The 20,032-nt window shown below is 65.4% G+C and carries 16 protein-coding genes and 1 pseudogene; 11 read left to right on the forward strand and 6 right to left on the reverse strand.

What is annotated here, in order from left to right:
• Window positions 1-386: 386 nt before the first annotated feature.
• The 3 genes from CYD53_RS02275 to CYD53_RS02285 form a co-directional block, all read right to left on the reverse strand.
• Window positions 387-683, reverse strand: coding sequence for a hypothetical protein (locus tag CYD53_RS02275; RefSeq protein WP_103716481.1), 297 nt, complete (start codon window positions 681-683; stop codon window positions 387-389).
• A 116-nt stretch (window positions 684-799) separates the two neighbouring features.
• Window positions 800-1,615 (reverse strand): MBL fold metallo-hydrolase, encoded by an 816-nt coding sequence (locus tag CYD53_RS02280; protein ID WP_103716482.1) that lies wholly within the window; start codon window positions 1,613-1,615, stop codon window positions 800-802.
• A 125-nt stretch (window positions 1,616-1,740) separates the two neighbouring features.
• A complete protein-coding gene (locus CYD53_RS02285) occupies window positions 1,741-2,154 on the reverse strand; it encodes a cupin domain-containing protein (protein ID WP_103716483.1) in 414 nt (137 codons plus the stop codon).
• Between the two features lie 120 nt (window positions 2,155-2,274).
• Here CYD53_RS02285 and CYD53_RS30960 point away from each other — a divergent pair.
• The 4 genes and pseudogenes from CYD53_RS30960 to CYD53_RS02300 form a co-directional block, all read left to right on the forward strand.
• Window positions 2,275-2,448 (forward strand): annotated as a pseudogene (locus tag CYD53_RS30960) (helix-turn-helix domain-containing protein); the annotation flags it as partial.
• Window positions 2,449-2,475: 27 nt separating this feature from the next.
• A complete protein-coding gene (locus tag CYD53_RS02290; protein ID WP_245928042.1) occupies window positions 2,476-3,165 on the forward strand; it encodes a substrate binding domain-containing protein in 690 nt (229 codons plus the stop codon).
• A gap of 147 nt (window positions 3,166-3,312) precedes the next feature.
• Window positions 3,313-4,965 (forward strand): energy-dependent translational throttle protein EttA, encoded by a 1,653-nt coding sequence (ettA, locus tag CYD53_RS02295; protein ID WP_103716485.1) that lies wholly within the window; start codon window positions 3,313-3,315, stop codon window positions 4,963-4,965.
• Window positions 4,966-5,209: 244 nt separating this feature from the next.
• On the forward strand, window positions 5,210-6,220 hold the full coding sequence (locus CYD53_RS02300; protein ID WP_103716486.1) for a sensor histidine kinase: 1,011 nt from the start codon (window positions 5,210-5,212) through the stop codon (window positions 6,218-6,220).
• 8 nt (window positions 6,221-6,228) lie between these two features.
• On the opposite strand, the gene CYD53_RS02305 is transcribed toward CYD53_RS02300, so the two are convergent.
• Window positions 6,229-7,374 carry an alpha-hydroxy acid oxidase gene (locus CYD53_RS02305; protein WP_103716487.1) on the reverse strand — a complete coding sequence of 382 codons (1,146 nt, stop codon included), beginning with the start codon at window positions 7,372-7,374 and terminating at the stop codon, window positions 6,229-6,231.
• 67 nt (window positions 7,375-7,441) lie between these two features.
• On the reverse strand, window positions 7,442-8,068 hold the full coding sequence (locus CYD53_RS02310; RefSeq protein ID WP_103716488.1) for a YitT family protein: 627 nt from the start codon (window positions 8,066-8,068) through the stop codon (window positions 7,442-7,444).
• A gap of 122 nt (window positions 8,069-8,190) precedes the next feature.
• On the opposite strand from CYD53_RS02310, the gene CYD53_RS02315 reads away from it, so the two are divergent.
• Both CYD53_RS02315 and CYD53_RS02320 read left to right on the forward strand, forming a co-directional pair.
• Window positions 8,191-10,404 (forward strand): glycoside hydrolase family 3 N-terminal domain-containing protein, encoded by a 2,214-nt coding sequence (locus tag CYD53_RS02315; protein WP_181011678.1) that lies wholly within the window; start codon window positions 8,191-8,193, stop codon window positions 10,402-10,404.
• Between the two features lie 132 nt (window positions 10,405-10,536).
• Window positions 10,537-10,740: a cold-shock protein gene (locus tag CYD53_RS02320; RefSeq protein ID WP_069692535.1), complete on the forward strand. Its 204-nt coding sequence runs from the start codon at window positions 10,537-10,539 to the stop codon at window positions 10,738-10,740.
• A gap of 111 nt (window positions 10,741-10,851) precedes the next feature.
• Here the strand turns inward: CYD53_RS02320 and CYD53_RS02325 are convergent, their stop codons facing one another.
• Window positions 10,852-11,715: a DMT family transporter gene (locus CYD53_RS02325; protein WP_103716670.1), complete on the reverse strand. Its 864-nt coding sequence runs from the start codon at window positions 11,713-11,715 to the stop codon at window positions 10,852-10,854.
• A 104-nt stretch (window positions 11,716-11,819) separates the two neighbouring features.
• On the opposite strand from CYD53_RS02325, the gene CYD53_RS02330 reads away from it, so the two are divergent.
• The 5 genes from CYD53_RS02330 (at window position 11,820) to CYD53_RS02350 (ending at window position 19,796) form a co-directional block, all read left to right on the forward strand.
• Complete coding sequence (locus tag CYD53_RS02330) at window positions 11,820-13,262, forward strand: aminotransferase-like domain-containing protein (RefSeq protein WP_181011679.1); 1,443 nt, start codon at window positions 11,820-11,822, stop codon at window positions 13,260-13,262.
• A 78-nt stretch (window positions 13,263-13,340) separates the two neighbouring features.
• Window positions 13,341-14,339 carry an ArsR/SmtB family transcription factor gene (locus CYD53_RS02335; protein WP_103716490.1) on the forward strand — a complete coding sequence of 333 codons (999 nt, stop codon included), beginning with the start codon at window positions 13,341-13,343 and terminating at the stop codon, window positions 14,337-14,339.
• The gene (metF, locus tag CYD53_RS02340; RefSeq protein ID WP_103716491.1) at window positions 14,339-15,250 is read left to right on the forward strand and encodes a methylenetetrahydrofolate reductase [NAD(P)H]; all 912 of its coding nucleotides are present in this window, start codon (window positions 14,339-14,341) and stop codon (window positions 15,248-15,250) included. Before CYD53_RS02335 ends, metF begins: the two co-directional genes overlap by 1 nt.
• Before the next feature lie 3 nt (window positions 15,251-15,253).
• Window positions 15,254-19,009, forward strand: coding sequence for a methionine synthase (gene metH, locus CYD53_RS02345; RefSeq protein WP_103716492.1), 3,756 nt, complete (start codon window positions 15,254-15,256; stop codon window positions 19,007-19,009).
• Window positions 19,010-19,226: 217 nt separating this feature from the next.
• Window positions 19,227-19,796, forward strand: a complete 570-nt coding sequence (locus tag CYD53_RS02350) for a flavodoxin family protein (protein ID WP_092166940.1) — start codon at window positions 19,227-19,229, stop codon at window positions 19,794-19,796.
• Window positions 19,797-20,032: the final 236 nt, after the last annotated feature.

Consider the following 20,032-nt stretch of genomic DNA (forward strand, 5'->3'; position numbering starts at 1 on the left):
GCCGACATTGTGGTCGCTTTGGCAGGCTGATCTGGGAGCCTCTCCCGGCTTGATGTTGCGCGAGGATTGCCATTCCCGCGGCACCGCCTGGATGCTGGGGCCGGTGGGCGAGGCGGGGGGCTCGACAACGCCCCCGTCATGGCTCGAGCTGGGGCCGCTCGAGCTGGAACTGGATTGCGCGACGGCGGAGGCCGCAGACAACTGAAGAGCTGCCACAGTGCAGACCAGAACAAGACGCAGCATGCCATTTCCTCATGAACGGCACGCACGCTGCCTCATCGCAGGCACCGGGGAAAGCGGCATCTGCGATCAGCCTAAGCAGGGCGTTAAACGGCCGGCGCGGAAACGCGCCACCGTGCCTCGTCGCGTCAATGCATCGCGTCGCGTCAGTGCATGACGCAGAAGCCGCCGACCACAACCTCGCTCTGGCACCAGGCTTTCGCGCCCTCGCTCGAGCTGACCCGCAGCGGGACCGGCCGGTCCGCGCTCGGCGACGGGAAGGGCACGCGGCGGGCTTCGAGCAATGTGGGCTCGGCCGGAACTGATGCGTGCCCGGCGCGCGGCACAGGGATGACGCTGGCGCTGCCGCTGGAATAGCGCTTGCCGAAGCGCAGCCTTGCCGCCTCGGCATCGACCGGCAGGCAGGCGGTGGCGATGATGGCGATCGCGAGAACCTTGAGCATGCCGCGTCCCTCTGCTTGAGCGGGCAATCTCAGCCTGCCGGCATGATCGGAATTTGCAAAGCGCGACGTCGCAACAACCTAAGCGCGAGGTTAAGGCAAATGGCGAACGACGTGATCTAGTTGCCAGGCAGCACGATGATGGTCGGTTGTGCGGGCAGGCCGGCCTTGGTCAGGGTGATTGTCGGCTCGGCCTTGCGCTCGGTGGCCCAGACGCCGTCGGTGCGGCGCAGGAAGCGCTCCAGGCTGGAGCCGCCGAAGAAATGCATCGGGATCATCACCTTGGCCTGCAGGGATTTCAGCACCTCGACCATGCCTTCCTGGTCGAGCGTGTAGCTGCCGTCGACCGGGAAGAGCGCGATGTCGACGCGGCCGAGCGCGCGCAGATGGCCGGGCTCCAGCGGGTGATGCAGATGGCCGAGATGGGCGATGCAGAGATCGCCGATCTCGAAGACGAACATCGAATTGCCGTCATAGTCGGTCGCGCCGGAATAGGAGCGGATATTGGTTGGAACGTTGCGCACGCGCATGTCGCCGAGCGTCACGTCGTGCTTCGCAGCGCCCTGGCCGCTTGGATCCCAGCCCGGCAGCACCTGTTTGATCGCGGGATCCGGGTTGCGCGAATTATGCGTCGAATGCGCCTTGTTCATCGTGGCGATGTCGGGCGTCTCACGCGGGCGGACATAGTCGTTGTAGTCGGTCGCGGCCCTGATGCCGGCCGGCGTCTCGATCAGGAAGGTGGCGTGGCCGACAAAGGTGAGGCGGACCTCATCCTTGGCGAGCGCGGCCCGCTGGATCGGCAGGCGCAGGCTCGCCATCTCGGGCCGGCAGCCGGGGTCGTCGGACTGGGCGCGGGCGGGAGAGGCAAGCGCCACCATCGCGATACCCAGTATCGCGCCGCAGAGCCTGCGTCCCAGGATGGTCGGCGGATTCATTATAAGCTCCCGCATCGTTCCGGCATCCACGAGCTTAGGCAATTGCCGGGCCGGGGGAAGCGGGCAGGAGCAGGGCTGGCGCGTTTGTGAAGCGACAGACCGTCGAGAGACTCAGCGTGGCCGCGTCAGTGCAGCGGGTCGAGGAACGGCGCGTCGTGGCCGCTCACATAGAAGATCACCACCTTCGTCGAGTCGATGGCGCTGCGGTTGTAGCCGACCATCTCGACATGCGGCGGTTCGACATAGGCCTCGCCGGCCTTCACGACCACGGCTGGTTGTCCCTTCAGTTCCAGCGTGAAGGCGCCTTCGATGACATAGACCGTCACGGGAAAGCGGTGGCTGTGCCGGACGGTCCTGTCGCCGGGCTTGAAGGTCGCGGTCAGGATGCGGACTTCCTGCGTGGTCTCACGCGGCATGGCCTCGACGCGTTGGCGCAGCACGAGGTTCGGCTTCGCGAGGCCGGCCTCCTGCGCCTGCGCGCTGGCACCCAGAAGAAGACCCGCGACTGCCGCTGCGGCCGAAGATGATGACATGCGCATGGCGCTTTCCTCCGACTTGGGTCTGACGCCTCGTCAGAACGGCCGAAAGGGTAGGCCTGAGCTGCGGAGTATGGCAGCCTCAATTCTGTGGACAGGGGTCGCAAGACTGCAAGGTCGAGCATGTTCGATTGGAACGATCTGAAGCCTTTCCTTGCGGTCGCACAGCATCAGAGCATGATCGCTGCGGGGAAATCGCTGGGCCTTAGTCAGTCAACGGTGCAGCGACGGCTTTCGGAGCTCGAGCGGCGGATCGGCCGCGCCCTGGTCGTCAGGCATCCTGCCGGATACCGGCTCACGGCAGATGGCGTGAGCCTGTTGCCGATGGCGCAGAGGGTTGCGCGCGCCGTGGCCGAGCTGGAGCAGTATCTCGACGATACTGCGCGGGAACTCGACGGCGTGATCCGCGTCACCTGTCCCGAGCCGCTGGTGCTGCGCATCGTCCAGTCGAAGCTGCTCGACGCCTTCCATGCGCGCCATCCGAAGCTGCTCGTCGAGTTCATGACCAGCGACCGCTATCTCGACTTGTCCCGAGGCGAGGCGGATGTCGCCTTCCGCTCCGGCGACACCGATGACGAACTCGTCGGGCGCAAGATCGCCGACTCGCTTTGGGCGATCTATGCCAGCCCCGACTATGTCGAGCGGCACGGCCGGCCGGCGACCATCCAGGACATGGCGCAGCACCCGCTGGTCGGATTCGAGACGACGTTCAGCTCGCACCGCATGCTGACATGGCTTGCGGAGGTCGCACCGAACGCCCGCTTCGCCGTGCGCAACAACAGCGTCCTTGGCCTGGTTTCGGCCGTTAAATCCGGCGTGGGGATCGGCCCATTGCCAACAGCGCTCGGAGACGCCGATGACGGCCTGATACGGATCCTCGGTCCGATCCCGGAACTGACGCGAAGCTGGCGAATCCTGGCTCACCCCGATCTCCGGCGCACGCCCCGTATCGCGGCCTTCTTCGACTTCATCATCGAACAGCGGGCTGCGCTGAAGCCGATCTTCACCGGGTAGGGGCGGCGAGGCGAGACTACCACGCCCGACAGGTGGGGCCGGCGGCTTGCGCCGCACCGGTTGCGGCAAGCGGTTCGCCTCGCTACATACGCGACACATTCCCGAAAGCCCCGGCCCACCAGTCCGAGAGCGGAGTTCGCACGCCCCATGTCCCGTCAGTTCATCTACCATATGCGCGGCCTCTCGAAGACCTATCCGGGCGGCAAGCAGGTTCTGAAGGACATCCATCTTTCCTTCTATCCCGACGCCAAGATCGGCGTGCTCGGCGTCAACGGCGCGGGTAAGTCGACCCTGCTCAAGATCATGGCAGGCTTCGACAAGGAGTGGACCGGCGAGGCCTGGGTCGCCGAGGGCGCGCGCGTCGGCTACCTGCCGCAGGAGCCCAAGCTCGACGAGACGCTGAACGTCCGCGACAACGTCATGCTCGGGGTGGCGCCGCAAAAGGCGATCATGGATCGCTACAACGATCTCGCGATGAACTACTCCGACGAGACCGCCGACGAGATGACCAAGCTGCAGGACGAGATCGAGGCCAAGGGGCTATGGGATCTCGACTCCAAGGTCGATCAGGCGATGGACGCTTTGCGCTGCCCGCCCGATGATTGGGAAGTCTCGAAGCTCTCGGGCGGCGAGCGCCGCCGCGTCGCGCTGTGCAAGCTCTTGCTGGAGCAGCCGGAGCTGCTGCTGCTCGACGAACCGACCAACCATCTCGATGCCGAGACGACCGCCTGGCTGGAAGGCCATTTGCGGACCTATCCGGGCGCGATCCTGATCGTGACCCATGATCGCTACTTCCTCGACAACGTCACCAGCTGGATCCTCGAGCTCGATCGCGGCCAGGGCATCCCCTATGAGGGCAATTATTCGGCCTGGTCGGTGCAGAAGCAGAAGCGCCTCGCCCAGGAAGGCCGCGAGGACGTCGCCCGGCAGAAGACGCTGGAGCGCGAGCAGGAATGGGTTCTGGCATCGCCCAAGGCGCGCCAGGCCAAGAGCAAGGCGCGCATCCAGCGCTATGACGAGCTCGTGCAGAAGGCCAACAACAAGGGGCCGGACACCGCGCAGATCATCATCCCGATCGCCGAGCGGCTCGGCAACAACGTCGTCGATTTCGACAATCTGTCGAAGGGTTTCCAGGACAAGCTCCTGATTGATGGCCTGTCCTTCAAGCTGCCGCCGGGCGGCATCGTCGGCGTGATCGGTCCCAACGGCGCCGGCAAGACCACGCTGTTCCGGATGATCACCGGCCAGGACAAACCCGATTCCGGCACGATCACCATCGGCGAGAGCGTCACGCTCGGCTATGTCGACCAGAGCCGCGACTCGCTCGACGACAAGAAGAACGTCTGGGAGGAAATCTCGGGCGGCAACGACATCCTTTATCTCGGCAAGCGCGAGATCAATTCACGCGCCTATTGCTCGACCTTCAACTTCAAGGGCGGAGACCAGCAGAAGAAGGTCGGCTCGCTCTCGGGCGGCGAGCGCAACCGCGTCCACCTCGCCAAGATGCTGAAGGCGGGCTCCAATGTCCTGCTGCTCGACGAGCCGACCAACGATCTCGACGTCGACACGTTGCGGGCGCTGGAAGAGGCGCTGGAGGACTACGCCGGCTGCGCCGTGATCATCAGCCACGATCGCTGGTTCCTCGACCGCATCGCGACCCATATCCTCGCCTTCGAGGGCGACAGCCATGTCGAATGGTTCGAGGGCAATTTTGCCGATTACGAGGAAGACAAGAAGCGTCGCCTGGGCATCGATTCCACGATCCCCAAGCGCATCCAGTACAAGAAGTTCTCGCGCTGACGAGACGGGGTCGAGTTTCAGGGCCAGCGCTCCCGGACCGGGGCGCTGGCCCTTTCTTATGTGCCGGGACCTGTCTCATGCTTCGGGACCTGCCGCATGCTTCGGACTTGCTCTGCGCGTCGGAGGGCTGCCTCCGATGCGAGTCTTGGCGCGCAGGCGATATGTCAAAAGACACGGACATGGGGTGATCGGGCCTCTATAGGCCGAAGTTTGACGTCTCCGCAGTGAATGGAACGAACGACCCGTGCACGACTTCGCCGATGAAGGCCCAGCTCCGGAGCGGCACGAAGTCGATGCGAGGTTCATGCGCAGCCTGCTCGCCGCATCGGATGACTGCATCAAGGTTCTGACCCTCGACGGCAGGCTCAGCTTCATGAGCCAGGGTGGCCGGCGCGTAATGGAGGTCAGCGACTTCAATGCGGTCAAGGGCTGCCCCTGGCCGGACTTCTGGCAGGGCGCCGGCAATGCCGATGCGAAGGCGGCGATCGAGGCGGCGAGAGCGGGACGAAGCTCGCGTTTCCAGGGCGCTGCGAATACCGCGCTGGGAAACCCACGCTGGTGGGATGTGCAGGTTTCGCCCATTCTGGGGCCGGACGGACGTCCCGAAAGCATCCTGTCGGTTTCCCGCGACGTTACCGAACTCAAGCGTGCCGAGGAGCGTCAGCGGCTGCTTGCGCTGGAGCTCAAGCACCGTATCAAGAATACCATCGCCATGATCCAGGCGATCGCGAACCAGACGCTGAGGAGCGGCGCGGAACTGGCCGATGCCAAGGCCGCGCTGATGGACCGGCTGAAAAACATGGGCGATGCCCAGGACCTACTGACGCAGTCGGTCTGGTCGAGGGCTCGCATGGATGAGCTCGTCGCCAGAGTCGTGATGCCTCAGGGCGAGGCGGACCGTATCGTTTGTGATGGTCCCGATGTCGAATTGTCCTCGAAATGCACGCTGGCGATGTCGCTGGCGCTGCACGAGTTGACGACCAATGCGATGAAATACGGCGCGCTGTCGGGAGATGTCGGCCGGGTCAGCGTGGCCTGGACGATCGACCGCGCGGCGAGCCCGCCGCAGTTCCGGTTCGAGTGGCGCGAGACTGGCGGGCCGGTCGTCAGCCCGCCAGCGCAGGTCGGGTTCGGCTCACGCATGATCGAACGGGCGCTGGCGGGCTATTTTGCCGGTACGGCCGGGATGGACTACCCGCCGACCGGTGTCGTCTTCACCCTGGTGGCGCCGCTCGAGGCCCTGACGGCCGATTGAACCGGGCTTCAGCCCTTGCCGCCCACCAGAATCCGCCCATCGACATCGCGCACATCGCGCAGGCCGCACAGCGCCATGGTGATGTCGAGCTCCTTGCGGATGATGTCGAGGCAGCGGGTGACGCCCTCTTCGCCCATGGCCCCTAATCCGTAGAGGAAGGCGCGGCCGATGAAGGTGCCGTGGGCGCCGAGCGCCAGCGCCTTGATCACGTCCTGGCCGGAGCGGATGCCGCCGTCGAACAGGATTTCCATGCGCCCGCCGACCTGCTCGACGATCGCCGGCAGCGCCGCGATCGAGGACAGCGCGCCGTCGAGCTGGCGGCCGCCATGGTTGGAGACGATCAGCGCGTCGGCGCCGCTCTTGGCCGCCATCTCGGCATCCTCGGGGTCGAGGATGCCCTTGAGGATCAGCTTGCCGCCCCAGAGATCCTTGATCCATTTGACGTCGTCCCAGCTCAGGGCCGGGTCGAATTGCTCGGCGGTCCAGGAGGAGAGCGAGGAGAGATCGCCGACACCCTTGGCATGGCCGACGATGTTGCCGAAGGAGCGGCGCGGCGTGTCGAGCATGCCCAGGCACCAGCGCGGCTTGGTGGCGAGGTTGATCAGGTTGGCGATGGTGGGCTTGGGCGGTGCGCTGAGGCCGTTGCGGATGTCCTTGTGACGCTGACCAAGGATCTGCAGGTCGAGCGTCAGCACCAGCGCGGTGACGCCGGCACCCTTGGCGCGCTGGATCAGCCGCGCGATGAAGTCGCGGTCCTTCATCACATAGAGCTGGAACCAGAACGGCTTGCCGACATGGTTGGCGATGTCCTCGAGCGAGCAGATGCTCATGGTCGAGAGCGTGAAGGGCACGCCGGCCTTGCTGGCGGCGCGCGCGGCGAGGATTTCGCCATCGGCGTGCTGCATGCCGGTGAGGCCGGTGGGGGCGAGCGCGACCGGCATGGCGACGGGCTGGCCGACCATGGTCGAAGCCAGCGTGCGGTTGGTCATGTCGACGGCGACGCGCTGGCGCAGCTTGATGCCGGTGAAATCGGTTTCGTTGGCGCGGTAGGTGCCCTCGGTCCAGGCGCCGGAATCGGCGTAATCGTAGAACATCCGCGGCACCCGGCGCTTGGCCAGGATGCGTAGATCCTCGATGGTCAGGGGCTGGGCCATGGTCGTCGCCTCCACGCGTGTACTTGACGCCGAGGTCGCACGGAAATTTGCAGGTGGCAACCGCTCCTTATGACACCCCCATATACCGCCCGGGCTTGTGGTTGATCGCGAGGATGAGGTTGAGCACTGCCGCGCCGGCAAGCGAGACCAGCACCTTGTCGAGCGGCAGCAGGAAGAGCGCCCCTGCGAGGATCACCACATCGACGCCGAGCTGGAACCAGCCGGCGCGGATGCCGTGATGCTCCTGCAGATAGAGCGCCAGGATGTTGATGCCGCCGAGCCCGGTGCGATGGCGGAAGAGCGCGAGCAGGCCGAGCCCCATGAAGCTGCCGCCCGCGATTGCGGCATAGAGCGGATCGACAGCCTCGATCCGGAGCCAGCCCGGCGTCGCCCAGGTGAAGACCGAGACGAGCCCGACCGCAATGAACGTCCGCGCCGCGAAGCGCCAGCCCATGCGCCGGATCGCCAGCCAGTAGAAGGGCAGGTTGAGGGCGAAGAACAGGATGCCGAAATTAATGCCGGTGGCGAATTGCAGCAGGAGCGCCATGCCCGCCGCCCCGCTCGTGAGCAAAGTCGCCTTGGTATAGAGCACTATGCCGATGCTCACCATCAACGTGCCGAGCAGCATCGCCATCACATCTTCATAGAAGCGGTGGCGTTCGCCCGTCTCCAAGGCCGTAGCAGCTTGCGTCATCGCGTCATCCCGGTTCGCGCGCCTTCGGCAGGGCTCGCCCTGCGGCGATGCAACGGTTGAGCCACGCGGAGCGATCCTGTAGGGCCGGGCCATCCTTTCCGCCAGTGAGCGAGACCTGTTCCATGATCCTGCGGCTCGTCGCTGCGTTCCTGCTCTGCCTTTTCGCGCCCCAGGCCTTTGTCAATGCCGCCTTTGCCGATGACACCGTCGCCTGGAAGACCGGGCGCGAGGCCGCCGCGATCGAACGGCGCATCGACGTGCTGCTGGCGAAGATGACGCTGGAGGAGAAGGTCGGACAGCTCCATCTCTCGGGGCGCGGCGACGGCTTCGACATCAACCAGATCAAGACCGGCCGCATGGGCGGGGTGATGAACTTCGTCGTGCCCAGCGAGGTGCTCGCTGTCCAGCACGCCGCGCGCGAATCGCGCCTGAAGATCCCGGTGATCATCGGGCTCGACGCGGTCCATGGCTTCTCCACCTATTTCCCGCTGCCGCTCGGCCAGGCCTCGACCTGGAATCCCAAGCTGATCGAGGAGGCGGCCTATTGGACCGGCCGCGAGGCGCGCGCCGCAGGCATCCAATGGACCTTTGCGCCGATGGTCGACATCTCGCGCGATCCGCGCTGGGGCCGGGTCCTGGAAGGGGCGGGTGAGGATCCGTATCTCGCCTCGGTCGTGGCGGCAGCGCGCACCCATGGCTATCAGCGCGGTGGCGTCGCGACCACGGTGAAGCATTTCGTCGGCTATGGCGCAGCAGAAGCCGGCCGCGACTATAATTCGACCTGGATCCCGACCAGCCAGCTGCACGACCTCTACCTGCCCCCGTTCAAGGCGTCGTTCGAGGCCGGCTCGATGACGGCGATGGCGGCGTTCAACGCGCTGAACGGCATGCCGGCGACCGCCCATCGCGGCATGCTGACCGATCTCTTGCGCGGAAAATGGGGCTTCAAGGGCTTCGTCACCTCGGATTTCGGTTCGATCACCGAGCTCAGGCTGCACGGTATCGCCAAGGATGATGCCGAGGCCGCGCGCAAGGCTCTGCTCGCCGGCATCGACATGGACATGATGGGCGATGTCTACCTCAAGCATCTCGGCAATGAGGTGACGGCCGGCCGCGTGCCGATGAAGGCGTTGAACGAGGCCGTGCGCCGGGTGCTGCGGGTGAAGTTCCATCTCGGCCTGTTCGAGCGCGCCGATATCGACCCGGCCGCGGCGCCTGCGCTGATGCAGACGCAGGCCGCCCGCGACGTGGCGCTGAAGGCTGCCCAGGAAGGCGTGATCCTGCTGAAGAACGCCAATGAGACGCTGCCGATCGCGGCCGGCGTCAAATCGGTCGCGGTCATCGGTGCGATGGCGCGCCCCGAGGATGAGCGGGTCTGGACCGATCCGGCGGGCCTTGGCCGTCGCGTCATCCAGGCGCTGCCCGAGGCGCTGAAGGAGCGGCTGCCGGCGGATACGAACGTGGTCTACGAGCCCGCCTTCACCAAGGCCTGCGGCACGGAGTTCGCCGACAAGGATGCGGCGCTGCGCACTGCGGCGGCAAGCGATTTGATCGTCGCGATGCTGGGCGAGGATTGCGAGTTCATGGGCGAGGGCGCCTCGCGCACCAATCTCGGCTTGCCCGGGGTGCAGCAGGAATTGCTGGAGGCGCTGGTCGCCACCGGCAAGCCGGTTGTGCTGGTGCTGGCAACTGCGCGGCCTTTGGTGCTGAGCTGGCCCGAGGCCCATGTCGCGGCGATCGTCCAGACCTTCCATGGCGGCACGGAGGGGCGGACCGCCATCGCCGATGTCCTGACCGGCAAGGTCAATCCGTCAGGGCGCGTGCCGATGAGCTTTCCACGCTCGGTCGGGCAGATCCCGGTTTATTACGACCAGTTGCCGACCGGCCGGCCCGAAAAGGTCCGCCAGCGCTATGAATCCATCTTCATGGACGAGAAGAACGAGGCGCTCTACCCGTTCGGCTACGGCCTGTCCTATTCCCGCTTCACCTATGCCAATCCGCGTGTCGACAGGGCAAGCGTGCCGATGAACGGGACGGTGGAGGTCACGGTCGATGTCGGCAATGCCGGCACGCGTGACGGGCAGGAGGTGGTGCAGCTCTATATCCGCCAGCCGGTCGCCAGCCGCTCGCGGCCGCTGCGCGAATTGAAGGCATTCGAGAAGGTCGCGTTGCGCGCCGGGGAGACGCGGACGGTGCGCTTCAAGCTGGATGTGGCGCGGCTCGGCATCCATGACGACGAGGGGCGCTATGTCCTCGACCCCGGAACCTTCGAAATCTATCTTGGCGGCTCGTCGCGGGCGTCGGAAACGGTCAGCTTCATTCTGACCAAGTCTTGATCGGATCGCCTCGCGCGCTGCATTCCGTTTGGTCTCGACAAGGATGAATTTTCGGTCAATCCTTCGAGGGCGCGGCCTTCGGACGCTTGCATCCGTCGGCTGGCAAGATGCTTGGCTCCAAAGGATGCGGCGATGGCGACCGGAACCGTAAAATGGTTCAATACTGAGAAGGGCTTTGGTTTCATTCAGCCTGCTGACGGTGGCAAGGACGTGTTCGTCCATATAACTGCCGTAAAGGAAGCGGGCCTGATGACGCTGACGGAAGGGCAGAAAGTCTCGTTCGAGCTCAAGACCGAGCGCGGCAAGACGGCAGCGGGATCGCTCCAGCTGATCTGACCCTTTCGAGCTTTGACTATGTCTGGAGATCGCATCCTGGCTGCTGCGATAACGAATGCCTTTGTGCAGGCGATCGTAGGCAGCTGAGCGCGATTTTGACTTTCGCGCGGGTTAGCGCGCGAAATGCTTGGCTCCCGCGACGCAGAGCGCTACGGCCGCCGAGATGGCGACCATTTGCCAGCTGACCGCCTCGTTCAACAGCATGGACGCCAGCAGCAATCCGAAGAAGGGCTGCAGCAATTGCAGTTGCCCGACGGCGGCGATGCCGCCCTGGGCGAGGCCGCGATACCAGAAGACGAAGCCGATCAGCATGCTAAACAGCGAGACATAGCCGAGCCCGAACCAGGCCGGTCCGCCCGTCTGCGCGAGCGACGCCGGCATGGTGCCGAAGGTGAGCGCCGCCATGATCGGCAAGGCCAGGACCAGCGCCCAGGAGATCACCTGCCAGCCGCCGAGCCTGCGCGACAGCGCCGCGCCTTCGGCATAGCCGAGACCGCAGATGATGATGGCGGCGAGCATCAGCAGGTCGCCCAGCGGCGAGGCGTCGAAGCCGTGGGTCATGGCGAAACCGGCAACGAGGGCGCTGCCCAGGCAGGAGAACAGCCAGAAAGCCAGGCGCGGACGCTCGCCGCCGCGCAGCACGCCGAAGATCGCCGTCGCCAGCGGCAGCAGGCCGATGAAGACGATGGAATGGGCGGAGGTGACGTGCTTCAGCGCCAGCGCCGTCAGGAGCGGGAAGCCGACGACGACGCTGAGCGCGACCACGGCGAGCGAGATGAGATCCCCTCGTTCCGGCCGCTTCTGCCGGAAGGCGAGCAGGAGTCCGAGCGCGAGGATGCCTGCGATGGCGGCCCGCGCGGTGGTGAGGAAGACGGGGTCGAAATCGGCCACCGCCACCCGCGTCGCCGGCAGCGAGCCGCTGAAGATCAGCACGCCGATCAGGCCGTTGATCCAGCCGCTCATGGTCTTGTCCATCTTCATCGTTCCGGTTTCGACCTGCATCGGGGCGCGGCTGATGATTTTCCAGAGACAGTTCAATACAGTTGATGCAAACTGTGCTGCTTGCGGGAGCAATACGGATGCATGATCAGGCTCTGCCGAAAGGCGGGGACGGCACGCTGGTCGAGCGCGTCATGGCGGTCGTCAGCCAGCGGATTGCGGGTCGGACGCTTGCGCCGGGAGCCAAGCTGCCTTCGCTGCGCAGCTTCGCCGAGACGATGGGCGTCTCGAAATCGACCGTGGTGGAGGCCTATGATCGGCTCGCCGCCGAAGGCGTGATCCAGGCGCGGCGCGGCTCGGGCTTCTATGTCGCGGGACATGCTCCGCCGTTCTCGGTCGCTGATCTGGGCCCCAGGCTCGAACGCGCGGTCGATCCGTTCTGGGTCTCGCGGCAATCGCTCGATGCCGGTGAGGGTGTGCTCAAGCCGGGCTGCGGCTGGCTGCCGGCCGACTGGTTGCCGGAGGAGGGGATGCGCCGGGCGCTGCGGGCGCTGTCGCGCGCACCGGCCGAAACGCTGGCGGATTACGGCACGCCGCTCGGACTCGCGCCGTTGCGGCAGGTGCTGTCGCGACGCATGGCGCTTCACAGCGTCGATGCCGCGCCCGACCAGATTCTGTTGACGGAATCCGGCACGCAGGCTCTCGACCTGGTCTGCCGCTTCCTGGTCGAGCCAGGTGATGCGGTGCTCGTGGACGATCCCTGCTATTTCAACTTTCATGCCCTGCTGCGAGCGCACCGCGTCCGCATCGTCAGCGTGCCCTATACGCCGAACGGCCCCGATACGGCCCTGTTCGAGCAAGTCTTGGCGCAGGAGCGCCCACGCCTCTACATCACCAATTCCGCGCTCCACAATCCGACCGGCGCGAGCCTGTCGCCGGTCGTCGCGCATCGCGTTCTCAAGCTTGCCGAGCAGTTCGGCCTGACCATCGTCGAGGACGATATCTTCGCCGATTTCGAGCCGGAACCGGCCCCGCGCCTGGCCGCCTTCGACGGGCTCGATCGCGTCGTCCAGATCGGCAGCTTCTCGAAGTCGCTCTCGGCTTCGGTGCGCTGCGGCTATATCGCCGCCAGGCCGGGCTGGATCGAGGGGCTGATCGACCACAAGATCGCAGCCTCCTTCGGCACGGGCCGTCTCGCGGCCGAACTCGTCCTGAGCGTCCTCAGGGATGGCAGCTACCGCAAATACATGGAGGGGCTGCGTGCGCGTCTCGCGCGCGCCATGAGCGAGAGCGCTACGCGGCTCAAGGCCATCGGCATCACGCCCTGGATCGAGCCGCGCGGCGGCATGTTCCTGTGGTGCGCGCTGCCTGAGGGGCTGGATGCGGCCGTGATCGCGCGGCAGCTGCTGGCGGAGGACATCGTCCTGGCGCCGGGCAACGTCTACAGCCTGTCGCAATCGGCGAGCCGGTTCCTGCGTTTCAATGTCGCGCAATCCAACGATCCCCGCCTGTTCAGCGCCCTTAATCGGGCTATGGCGGCCGCTGCGCGGCGCGGGGCCGCGGCGCAGATTGCGCTTGCGTGAGGCGAGTGATTGACATAAAGATATCTTTATATCTTTCTCGATTTCATCGCGGAGTTCGAGCGCTTGCGCCAGCCGACCATGGTCTCGTCCGATGTTCTGCTCGCCGGCCTGCGCGCGGCCGGGGAAGAGACGCGGCTGCGTATCCTGGCGCTGCTCTCCGAAGGCGAATTGTCGGTCTCGGATCTGACCGACATTCTCGGGCAGTCACAGCCGCGCATTTCGCGCCATCTCAAATTATTGACCGAGGCCGGGCTGGTGCGGCGTTCGCGCGAGGGGGCCTGGGCCTTCTTCCGGCTCGACGAGACTGGGGCGGGGGGCGCCTTTGCGGCTTCGCTGGCGGCCTGGCTCGATCCGCGCGATCCGGTGCTCGCGGCCGATCGCGAGCGGCTGTCGGCGGTGCGCATGTCGCGCGCCGAAGCGGCGCAGGGCTATTTCGCCAGCGTGGCGCGCGACTGGGACCGGCTGCGCTCGCTGCATGTGCCCGACGAGGCGGTCGAAGCGGCCGTGGAAGCCGCCGCCCGCGAGGGCGCGCGCGGCGCCTTTCTCGATCTCGGCACCGGCACGGGACGCATGCTGGAGCGGATCGCGCCGACCTTCGGCCGGGCCGTCGGCGTCGACGCCAACCATGCCATGCTCGCGGTCGCGCGCGCCAATCTCGAAAAGGCCGGGCTGTCGCGCGTGGAATTGCGCCAGGGCGACATCTATGCGCTGCCTTTCACGCGCGGCTCCTTCGATCTTGTCGTGATTCATCAGGTCCTGCATTTTCTCGACGATCCCGGCCGCGCGGTGCGCGAGGCGGCGGCGATGCTCAGCCCCGGCGGGCGCTTGATCGTGGTCGATTTCGCACCTCATGAGATGGAGTTCCTGCGCGCCGAGCACGCGCATCGCCGGCTTGGCTTCTCAAAAGCCCAGATTTCCGGCTGGTTCTCGGAAGTCGGGCTCAATTGCGATCTCTCCGAGGAGATCAAATCGGCGGGCGGGGTCTCCGGCCAGCTCACCGTCATGCTCTGGCGCGGGCAGGACCGGCGCAAGCCGGCCGAGCAAAGCTTGCGTCAAACCAATCTCGAGGTTGCCTGATGAATGCGTTTCGCCCCAGCCGGCACGGCTCGCGCCGCCCAAAAGTCTCCTTCGAGTTCTTCCCGCCCAAGACGGCGGAGATGGAGACCGCGCTGTGGGAAAGCGTGCGCCGGCTCGAACCGCTGGTGCCGAGCTTCGTCTCGGTGACCTATGGCGCCGGCGGTTCGACCCGCGAGCGCACCCATGCCACCGTCAAGCGCATGGTCGAGGAGACGGCGCTGAAGCCGGCCGCTCACCTGACCTGCGTGTCGGCGACATGCGACGAGGTCGATGACGTCATCCGCTCCTATTGGGAGGCGGGCGTGCGCCATATCGTGGCATTGCGCGGCGACCCGGCGGGCGGTTTGGGGACGGCCTATGAGCCGCATCCGCAGGGCTATCACCAGACCTCGGATCTCGTCGCCGGCATCCGGCGCGTCGGCGATTTCGAGGTCACCGTCTCGGCCTATCCGGAAAAGCACCCGGAAGCCGCCTCGCTCGACGCCGATATCGACGCGCTGAAGAAGAAGGTCGATGCCGGTGCGACGCGCGCCATCACCCAGTTCTTCTTCGATAACGACGTCTATTTCCGCTATCTCGACAAGGTCCGGGCGCGGGGCATCGATATTCCGATCCTGCCTGGCATCGTGCCGGTGCAGAATTTCAAGCAGACCGCGAACTTCGCCCGCAAGACCGGCGCGAGCGTGCCGCAATGGCTCGCCGACCGCTTCGAGGGGCTGGAGGAGGACGCCGCGACGCGCCGTCTGGTGGCGGCGGCCGTCTGCGCCGAGCAGGTGCTCGATCTGATCGATCGCGGTGTTTCGGACCTGCATTTCTACACGATGAACAAGGCCGATCTGGTCTATGCGATCTGCCATCTGGTTGGCCTGAAGCCTGAGAAGACGGCGGCGCAGGCTGTTGCGGCGGAGTAAGTGATGAGCGAGTTCAAGCCTACTCCTGTCGACGGCGCCGAGATCGAGCGCGCGCTGCGCCAGTCAGCCTCCGAGCGCATCCTCGTGCTCGACGGAGCGATGGGCACGCAGATCCAGAACCTGAAGCTGTCGGAGGCCGAGTTCCGGGCCGAGCGCTTCAAGGGCTGGAACCATGACCTCAAGGGCAATAACGACCTCCTCGTGCTGACCCAGCCCGAGGCGATCCGCGACATCCACCTGGCTTACTTTACGGCCGGCGCGGATATCGTCGAGACCAACACCTTCTCCTCGACCCAGATCGCCCAGGCCGATTACGGCATGGAGGCGCTGGCCTATGAATTGAACGTCGCCTCGGCGCGGCTCGCCCGCGAGGCTGCCGCGATCGCCCAAAAGGCCGATGGCCGCCGCCGCTATGTCGCCGGCGCGATCGGCCCGACCAATCGCACGCTCTCGATCTCGCCCGACGTCAACAATCCCGGCTTCCGCGCCGTGACCTTCGACCAGGTCCGCGATTCCTACGCCGAGCAGGTGCGCGGGCTGATCGATGGCGGCTCGGAGCTGATCCTGGTCGAGACCATCTTCGATACGCTCAACGCCAAGGCGGCGATCGTGGCGATCGAGGATGTCTATCGCGAGAAGGGCTTGCGCCTGCCGGTGATGATTTCCGGCACGATCACGGACCTCTCCGGCCGTACGCTCTCGGGCCAGACCACCGAGGCCTTCTGGAATGCGATCCGGCATTCCAATCCGATGACGGTCGGCCTCAACTGCGCGCTCGGCGCGCGCGAGATGCGGGCGCATATCAAGGATCTGTCGCGCGTCGCCGACACGCTGATCTGCGCCTATCCCAATGCCGGGCTACCGAATGAATTCGGGCTCTATGACGAGCGGCCGGAGGCAACGGCTGCGATGCTGGCGGAGTTCGCCGATGCCGGGCTCGTCAATATCGTCGGCGGCTGCTGCGGCACGACGCCGGACCATATCCGCGCCATCGCGGAAGCCGTCGCCGGCAAGGCGCCGCGCGTCGTGCCGGAGGTCAAGCGCTATCTCAGGCTGGCGGGGCTGGAGCCCTTCACGCTCGACGAGACCATTCCCTTCGTCAATGTCGGCGAGCGCACCAACGTCACCGGCTCGGCCCGCTTCCGCAAGCTGGTCAAGGAAGGCGATTTCGCCGCCGCGCTCGATGTGGCGCGCGACCAGGTCGCCAATGGCGCGCAGGTCATCGACATCAACATGGATGAAGGCCTGCTCGATTCTCAGGCCGCGATGACCGAGTTCTGCAATCTGATCGCCTCGGAGCCGGATATCAGCCGTGTCCCGATCATGGTCGATTCCTCGAAATTCCATGTCATCGAGGCGGGGCTGAAGACGATCCAGGGCAAGCCGATCGTCAATTCGATCTCGATGAAGGAGGGCGAGGCGGCCTTCCTCGAACATGCCCGCATCTGCCGCAATTACGGCGCCGCCGTCGTCGTCATGGCCTTCGATGAGAAGGGCCAGGCAGACACCTATGAGCGCAAGATCGAGATCTGCACCCGCGCCTACAAGCTCCTGACCGAGGAGGCCGGCTTCCAGCCCGAAGACATCATCTTCGACCCGAATATCTTCGCGATCGCGACCGGCATCGAGGAGCATGACAATTACGGCGTCGATTTCATCGAGGCCACCAAGACGATCCGCGAGACCCTGCCGCACGCCCATATCTCGGGCGGCGTCTCGAACCTCTCCTTCTCCTTCCGGGGCAATGAGAAGGTCCGCGAGGCGATGCATTCGGTGTTTCTGTACCATTGCATCAAGGCCGGCATGGATATGGGCATCGTCAATGCGGGCCAGCTCGGTTCCTATGACGATCTCGATCCGGAACTGCGCGAGCTCTGCGAGGACGTCGTCCTCAACCGCCGCAAGGATTCGACCGAGCGGCTGCTCGATGCCGCACCGCGCTTCAAGGGCGACGGTTCCGTCGCTGTCTCGGCCAAGGATCTCGTCTGGCGCGACAACCCGGTCGAGAAGCGTCTCGAATATGCGTTGGTCAACGGCATCACCGCCTTCATCGATACCGATGTCGAGGAGGCCCGCGCCAAGGCCGAGAAGCCGCTGCACGTCATCGAAGGCCCGCTGATGGCCGGCATGAACGTGGTCGGGGACCTGTTCGGCGCCGGCAAGATGTTCCTGCCGCAGGTGGTGAAGTCCGCTCGCGTGATGAAGCAGGCCGTGGCCTATCTGATGCCCTTTATGGAGGAGGAGAAGCGCCTGAACGGCGGCACCGAGCGCTCGGCCGCCGGCAAGGTGCTGATGGCGACGGTCAAGGGCGATGTCCACGACATCGGCAAGAACATCGTCGGCGTCGTGCTCCAGTGCAACAATTACGAGGTCATCGATCTCGGCGTGATGGTGCCGACGCAGAAGATTCTGGACACCGCCCGGCGGGAGAAGGTCGACATCATCGGCTTGTCCGGCCTGATCACCCCCTCGCTCGACGAGATGGTGACGGTCGCCTCCGAAATGGAGCGCGAAGGCTTCGACATTCCCCTGCTGATCGGCGGGGCGACGACCAGCCGCGTCCATACGGCAGTGAAGATCCATCCGGCTTATAGCCAGGGCCAGACGGTTTATGTCACCGACGCCTCGCGCGCCGTCGGCGTCGTCTCCAGCCTGCTCTCGCAGGACCAGAAGCCGGCCTATGTCGAGGGCGTCCAGGCCGAATACGCCAAGGTCGCGGCGGCGCATCGCCGCTCCGAGGCCGACAAGCAGCGCCTGCCGCTGGTCAAGGCGCGCGCCAACGCTTTCAAGCCGGACTGGACGAGCTATCTGCCGCCCAAGCCCAGCTTCCTGGGCACGCGTGTCTTCCGCACCTATGACGTCGCTGATCTCGTGCCGGTCATCGACTGGACGCCGTTCTTCCAGACCTGGGAGATGAAGGGGCGCTTCCCCGCGATCCTCGAGGACGAGAAGCAGGGCGAGGCGGCGCGCGCGCTCTGGGAGGATGCGCAGGCGATGCTGAAACGTATCGTCGATGAACGCTGGTTCAACCCCAAGGCCGTCATCGGCTTCTGGCCGGCCAATGCGGTGGGCGACGACATCCGCCTCTATACCGGTGAGAGTCGGCAGGAGACGCTTGCGAGCTTCCACGGCCTGCGCCAGCAGCTCTCCAAGCGCGACGGCAAGCCGAATATGTGCCTGTCGGATTTCGTCGCACCGGAGGGGATCGAACGGCCCGACTATATCGGCGCCTTTGTCGTGACCACGGGTGCGGAGGAAGAGCGCATCTCCGAGAAATTCGCGCGCGACAACGACGATTACCGCTCGATCATGGTCAAGGCGCTGGCCGACCGCATCGCCGAGGCCATGGCCGAGCGCATGCACCAGAAGGTCCGCACCGAGTTCTGGGGCTATGCGCCCGATGAGAACCTGGCCAATGACGATCTGATCCGCGAGGAGTATCGCGGTATCAGGCCGGCGCCGGGCTATCCGGCCCAGCCCGACCATACCGAGAAGGAAACCCTGTTCGAGCTGCTGCAGGCGGAGCGGCGCGTCGGCGTGAAGCTGACCGAGAGCTTTGCGATGTGGCCGGGCTCCTCGGTCTCGGGGCTCTATCTGTCGCACCCGGACGCCTATTATTTCGGCGTCGCCAAGGTCGAGCGCGATCAGGTCGAGGACTACGCCGCCCGCAAGGGCATGCCGATCCACGAGGTCGAGCGCTGGCTCGCGCCGATCCTCAACTACGAGCCTTCGGCTTATCGATTGGAAGCGGCCGAGTGAGGCCGCCTGCCGTGACGGCTGGCACGGCACGGGCCGTAGGCTCGATGAGCCGAGCGTGCTCGTGATGATGCCGGGCTGAGGGCTATCGGTCGGCGATCATCATTGCTGCAGTGCCAGATCGCGCCTGCGCAGGCGCAATGGCGTGGGCATTGAAGAGCCTTCGCATCTGCAACATCTTCGCCTCACCGAACGGTCCCGTTCCGACAGAGGCACCATCATGACCACCATCGCCATCGTTTTCCATTCCGGCTACGGCCACACCAAGAAGGTCGCCGAGCATGTCGAGAAGGGCGCGGCCTCGACCGGCGCCAAGGTCGAGCTCATCGCCATCGACGCCGAAGGCAACCTGCCCGACAGCGCCTGGGAGGCTATCAAGGCCGCCGACGGCATCATCTTCGGAGCGCCGACCTATATGGGCGGGCCGTCCTGGCAGTTCAAAAAATTTGCCGACGCCTCCAGCAAGCCCTGGTTCAGCGGCGACTGGAAGGGCAAGGTCGCGGCTGGCTTCTCCAATTCGGCCTCGCTGAACGGCGACAAGTTCTCGACCATCCAGTACTTCATCACGCTTGCCATGCAGCACAAGCTGCTCTGGACCGGCACCGGCATGATGCCGGCCAGCGCCAAGGCGAACACCCGTGATGACCTCAACCGGCTCGGCGGCTTCTCGGGCCTGCTCACCGCCTCGCCCGCCGATGGCAGCGTCGAGGAGATGATCCCGGGCGACCTGAAGACGGCCGAAGCCTTCGGCAAGAACGTTGCCGAGGTGGTCAAGAGCGTGAAGGGTTGATTGCAGCGTTTTCGAGCGAAGTGGACACCGGTTCGCGTGAAGAAAACGCGTTAAGATAGAGCGCGGAGCTGTTGAACGATCCAATTGGATCGGAAACCGCTCTGGCCCGGGCTTCTCCAGCCCGGCACAACAGCTTTGCCGAAAGGGCCGCGATCCCGACCGGGTCGCGGCCTTGTCTCGTCTGGCCGATGGTTGTTGACTTGCTCTCCTGATCCGGCGCGGCGCGAAGCCTCTGC

Origin of the sequence: Allobosea psychrotolerans (assembly GCF_002917105.1) — a bacterium.
Taxonomy (GTDB): domain Bacteria; phylum Pseudomonadota; class Alphaproteobacteria; order Rhizobiales; family Beijerinckiaceae; genus Allobosea; species Allobosea psychrotolerans.

What these genes read in the sequence shown, in the direction of transcription:
- CYD53_RS02275 (WP_103716481.1), bottom strand. Translation starts at nt 683, where the DNA reads ATGCTCAAGGTTCTCGCGATCGCCATCATCGCCACCGCCTGCCTGCCG.
- CYD53_RS02280 (WP_103716482.1), bottom strand. Translation starts at nt 1,615, where the DNA reads ATGAATCCGCCGACCATCCTGGGACGCAGGCTCTGCGGCGCGATACTG.
- CYD53_RS02285 (WP_103716483.1), bottom strand. Translation starts at nt 2,154, where the DNA reads ATGCGCATGTCATCATCTTCGGCCGCAGCGGCAGTCGCGGGTCTTCTT.
- CYD53_RS02290 (WP_245928042.1), top strand. Translation starts at nt 2,476, where the DNA reads ATGGCGCAGAGGGTTGCGCGCGCCGTGGCCGAGCTGGAGCAGTATCTC.
- ettA (WP_103716485.1), top strand. Translation starts at nt 3,313, where the DNA reads ATGTCCCGTCAGTTCATCTACCATATGCGCGGCCTCTCGAAGACCTAT.
- CYD53_RS02305 (WP_103716487.1), bottom strand. Translation starts at nt 7,374, where the DNA reads ATGGCCCAGCCCCTGACCATCGAGGATCTACGCATCCTGGCCAAGCGC.
- CYD53_RS02310 (WP_103716488.1), bottom strand. Translation starts at nt 8,068, where the DNA reads ATGACGCAAGCTGCTACGGCCTTGGAGACGGGCGAACGCCACCGCTTC.
- CYD53_RS02315 (WP_181011678.1), top strand. Translation starts at nt 8,191, where the DNA reads ATGATCCTGCGGCTCGTCGCTGCGTTCCTGCTCTGCCTTTTCGCGCCC.
- CYD53_RS02320 (WP_069692535.1), top strand. Translation starts at nt 10,537, where the DNA reads ATGGCGACCGGAACCGTAAAATGGTTCAATACTGAGAAGGGCTTTGGT.
- CYD53_RS02325 (WP_103716670.1), bottom strand. Translation starts at nt 11,715, where the DNA reads ATGGACAAGACCATGAGCGGCTGGATCAACGGCCTGATCGGCGTGCTG.
- CYD53_RS02330 (WP_181011679.1), top strand. Translation starts at nt 11,820, where the DNA reads ATGCATGATCAGGCTCTGCCGAAAGGCGGGGACGGCACGCTGGTCGAG.
- CYD53_RS02335 (WP_103716490.1), top strand. Translation starts at nt 13,341, where the DNA reads ATGGTCTCGTCCGATGTTCTGCTCGCCGGCCTGCGCGCGGCCGGGGAA.
- metF (WP_103716491.1), top strand. Translation starts at nt 14,339, where the DNA reads ATGAATGCGTTTCGCCCCAGCCGGCACGGCTCGCGCCGCCCAAAAGTC.
- metH (WP_103716492.1), top strand. Translation starts at nt 15,254, where the DNA reads ATGAGCGAGTTCAAGCCTACTCCTGTCGACGGCGCCGAGATCGAGCGC.
- CYD53_RS02350 (WP_092166940.1), top strand. Translation starts at nt 19,227, where the DNA reads ATGACCACCATCGCCATCGTTTTCCATTCCGGCTACGGCCACACCAAG.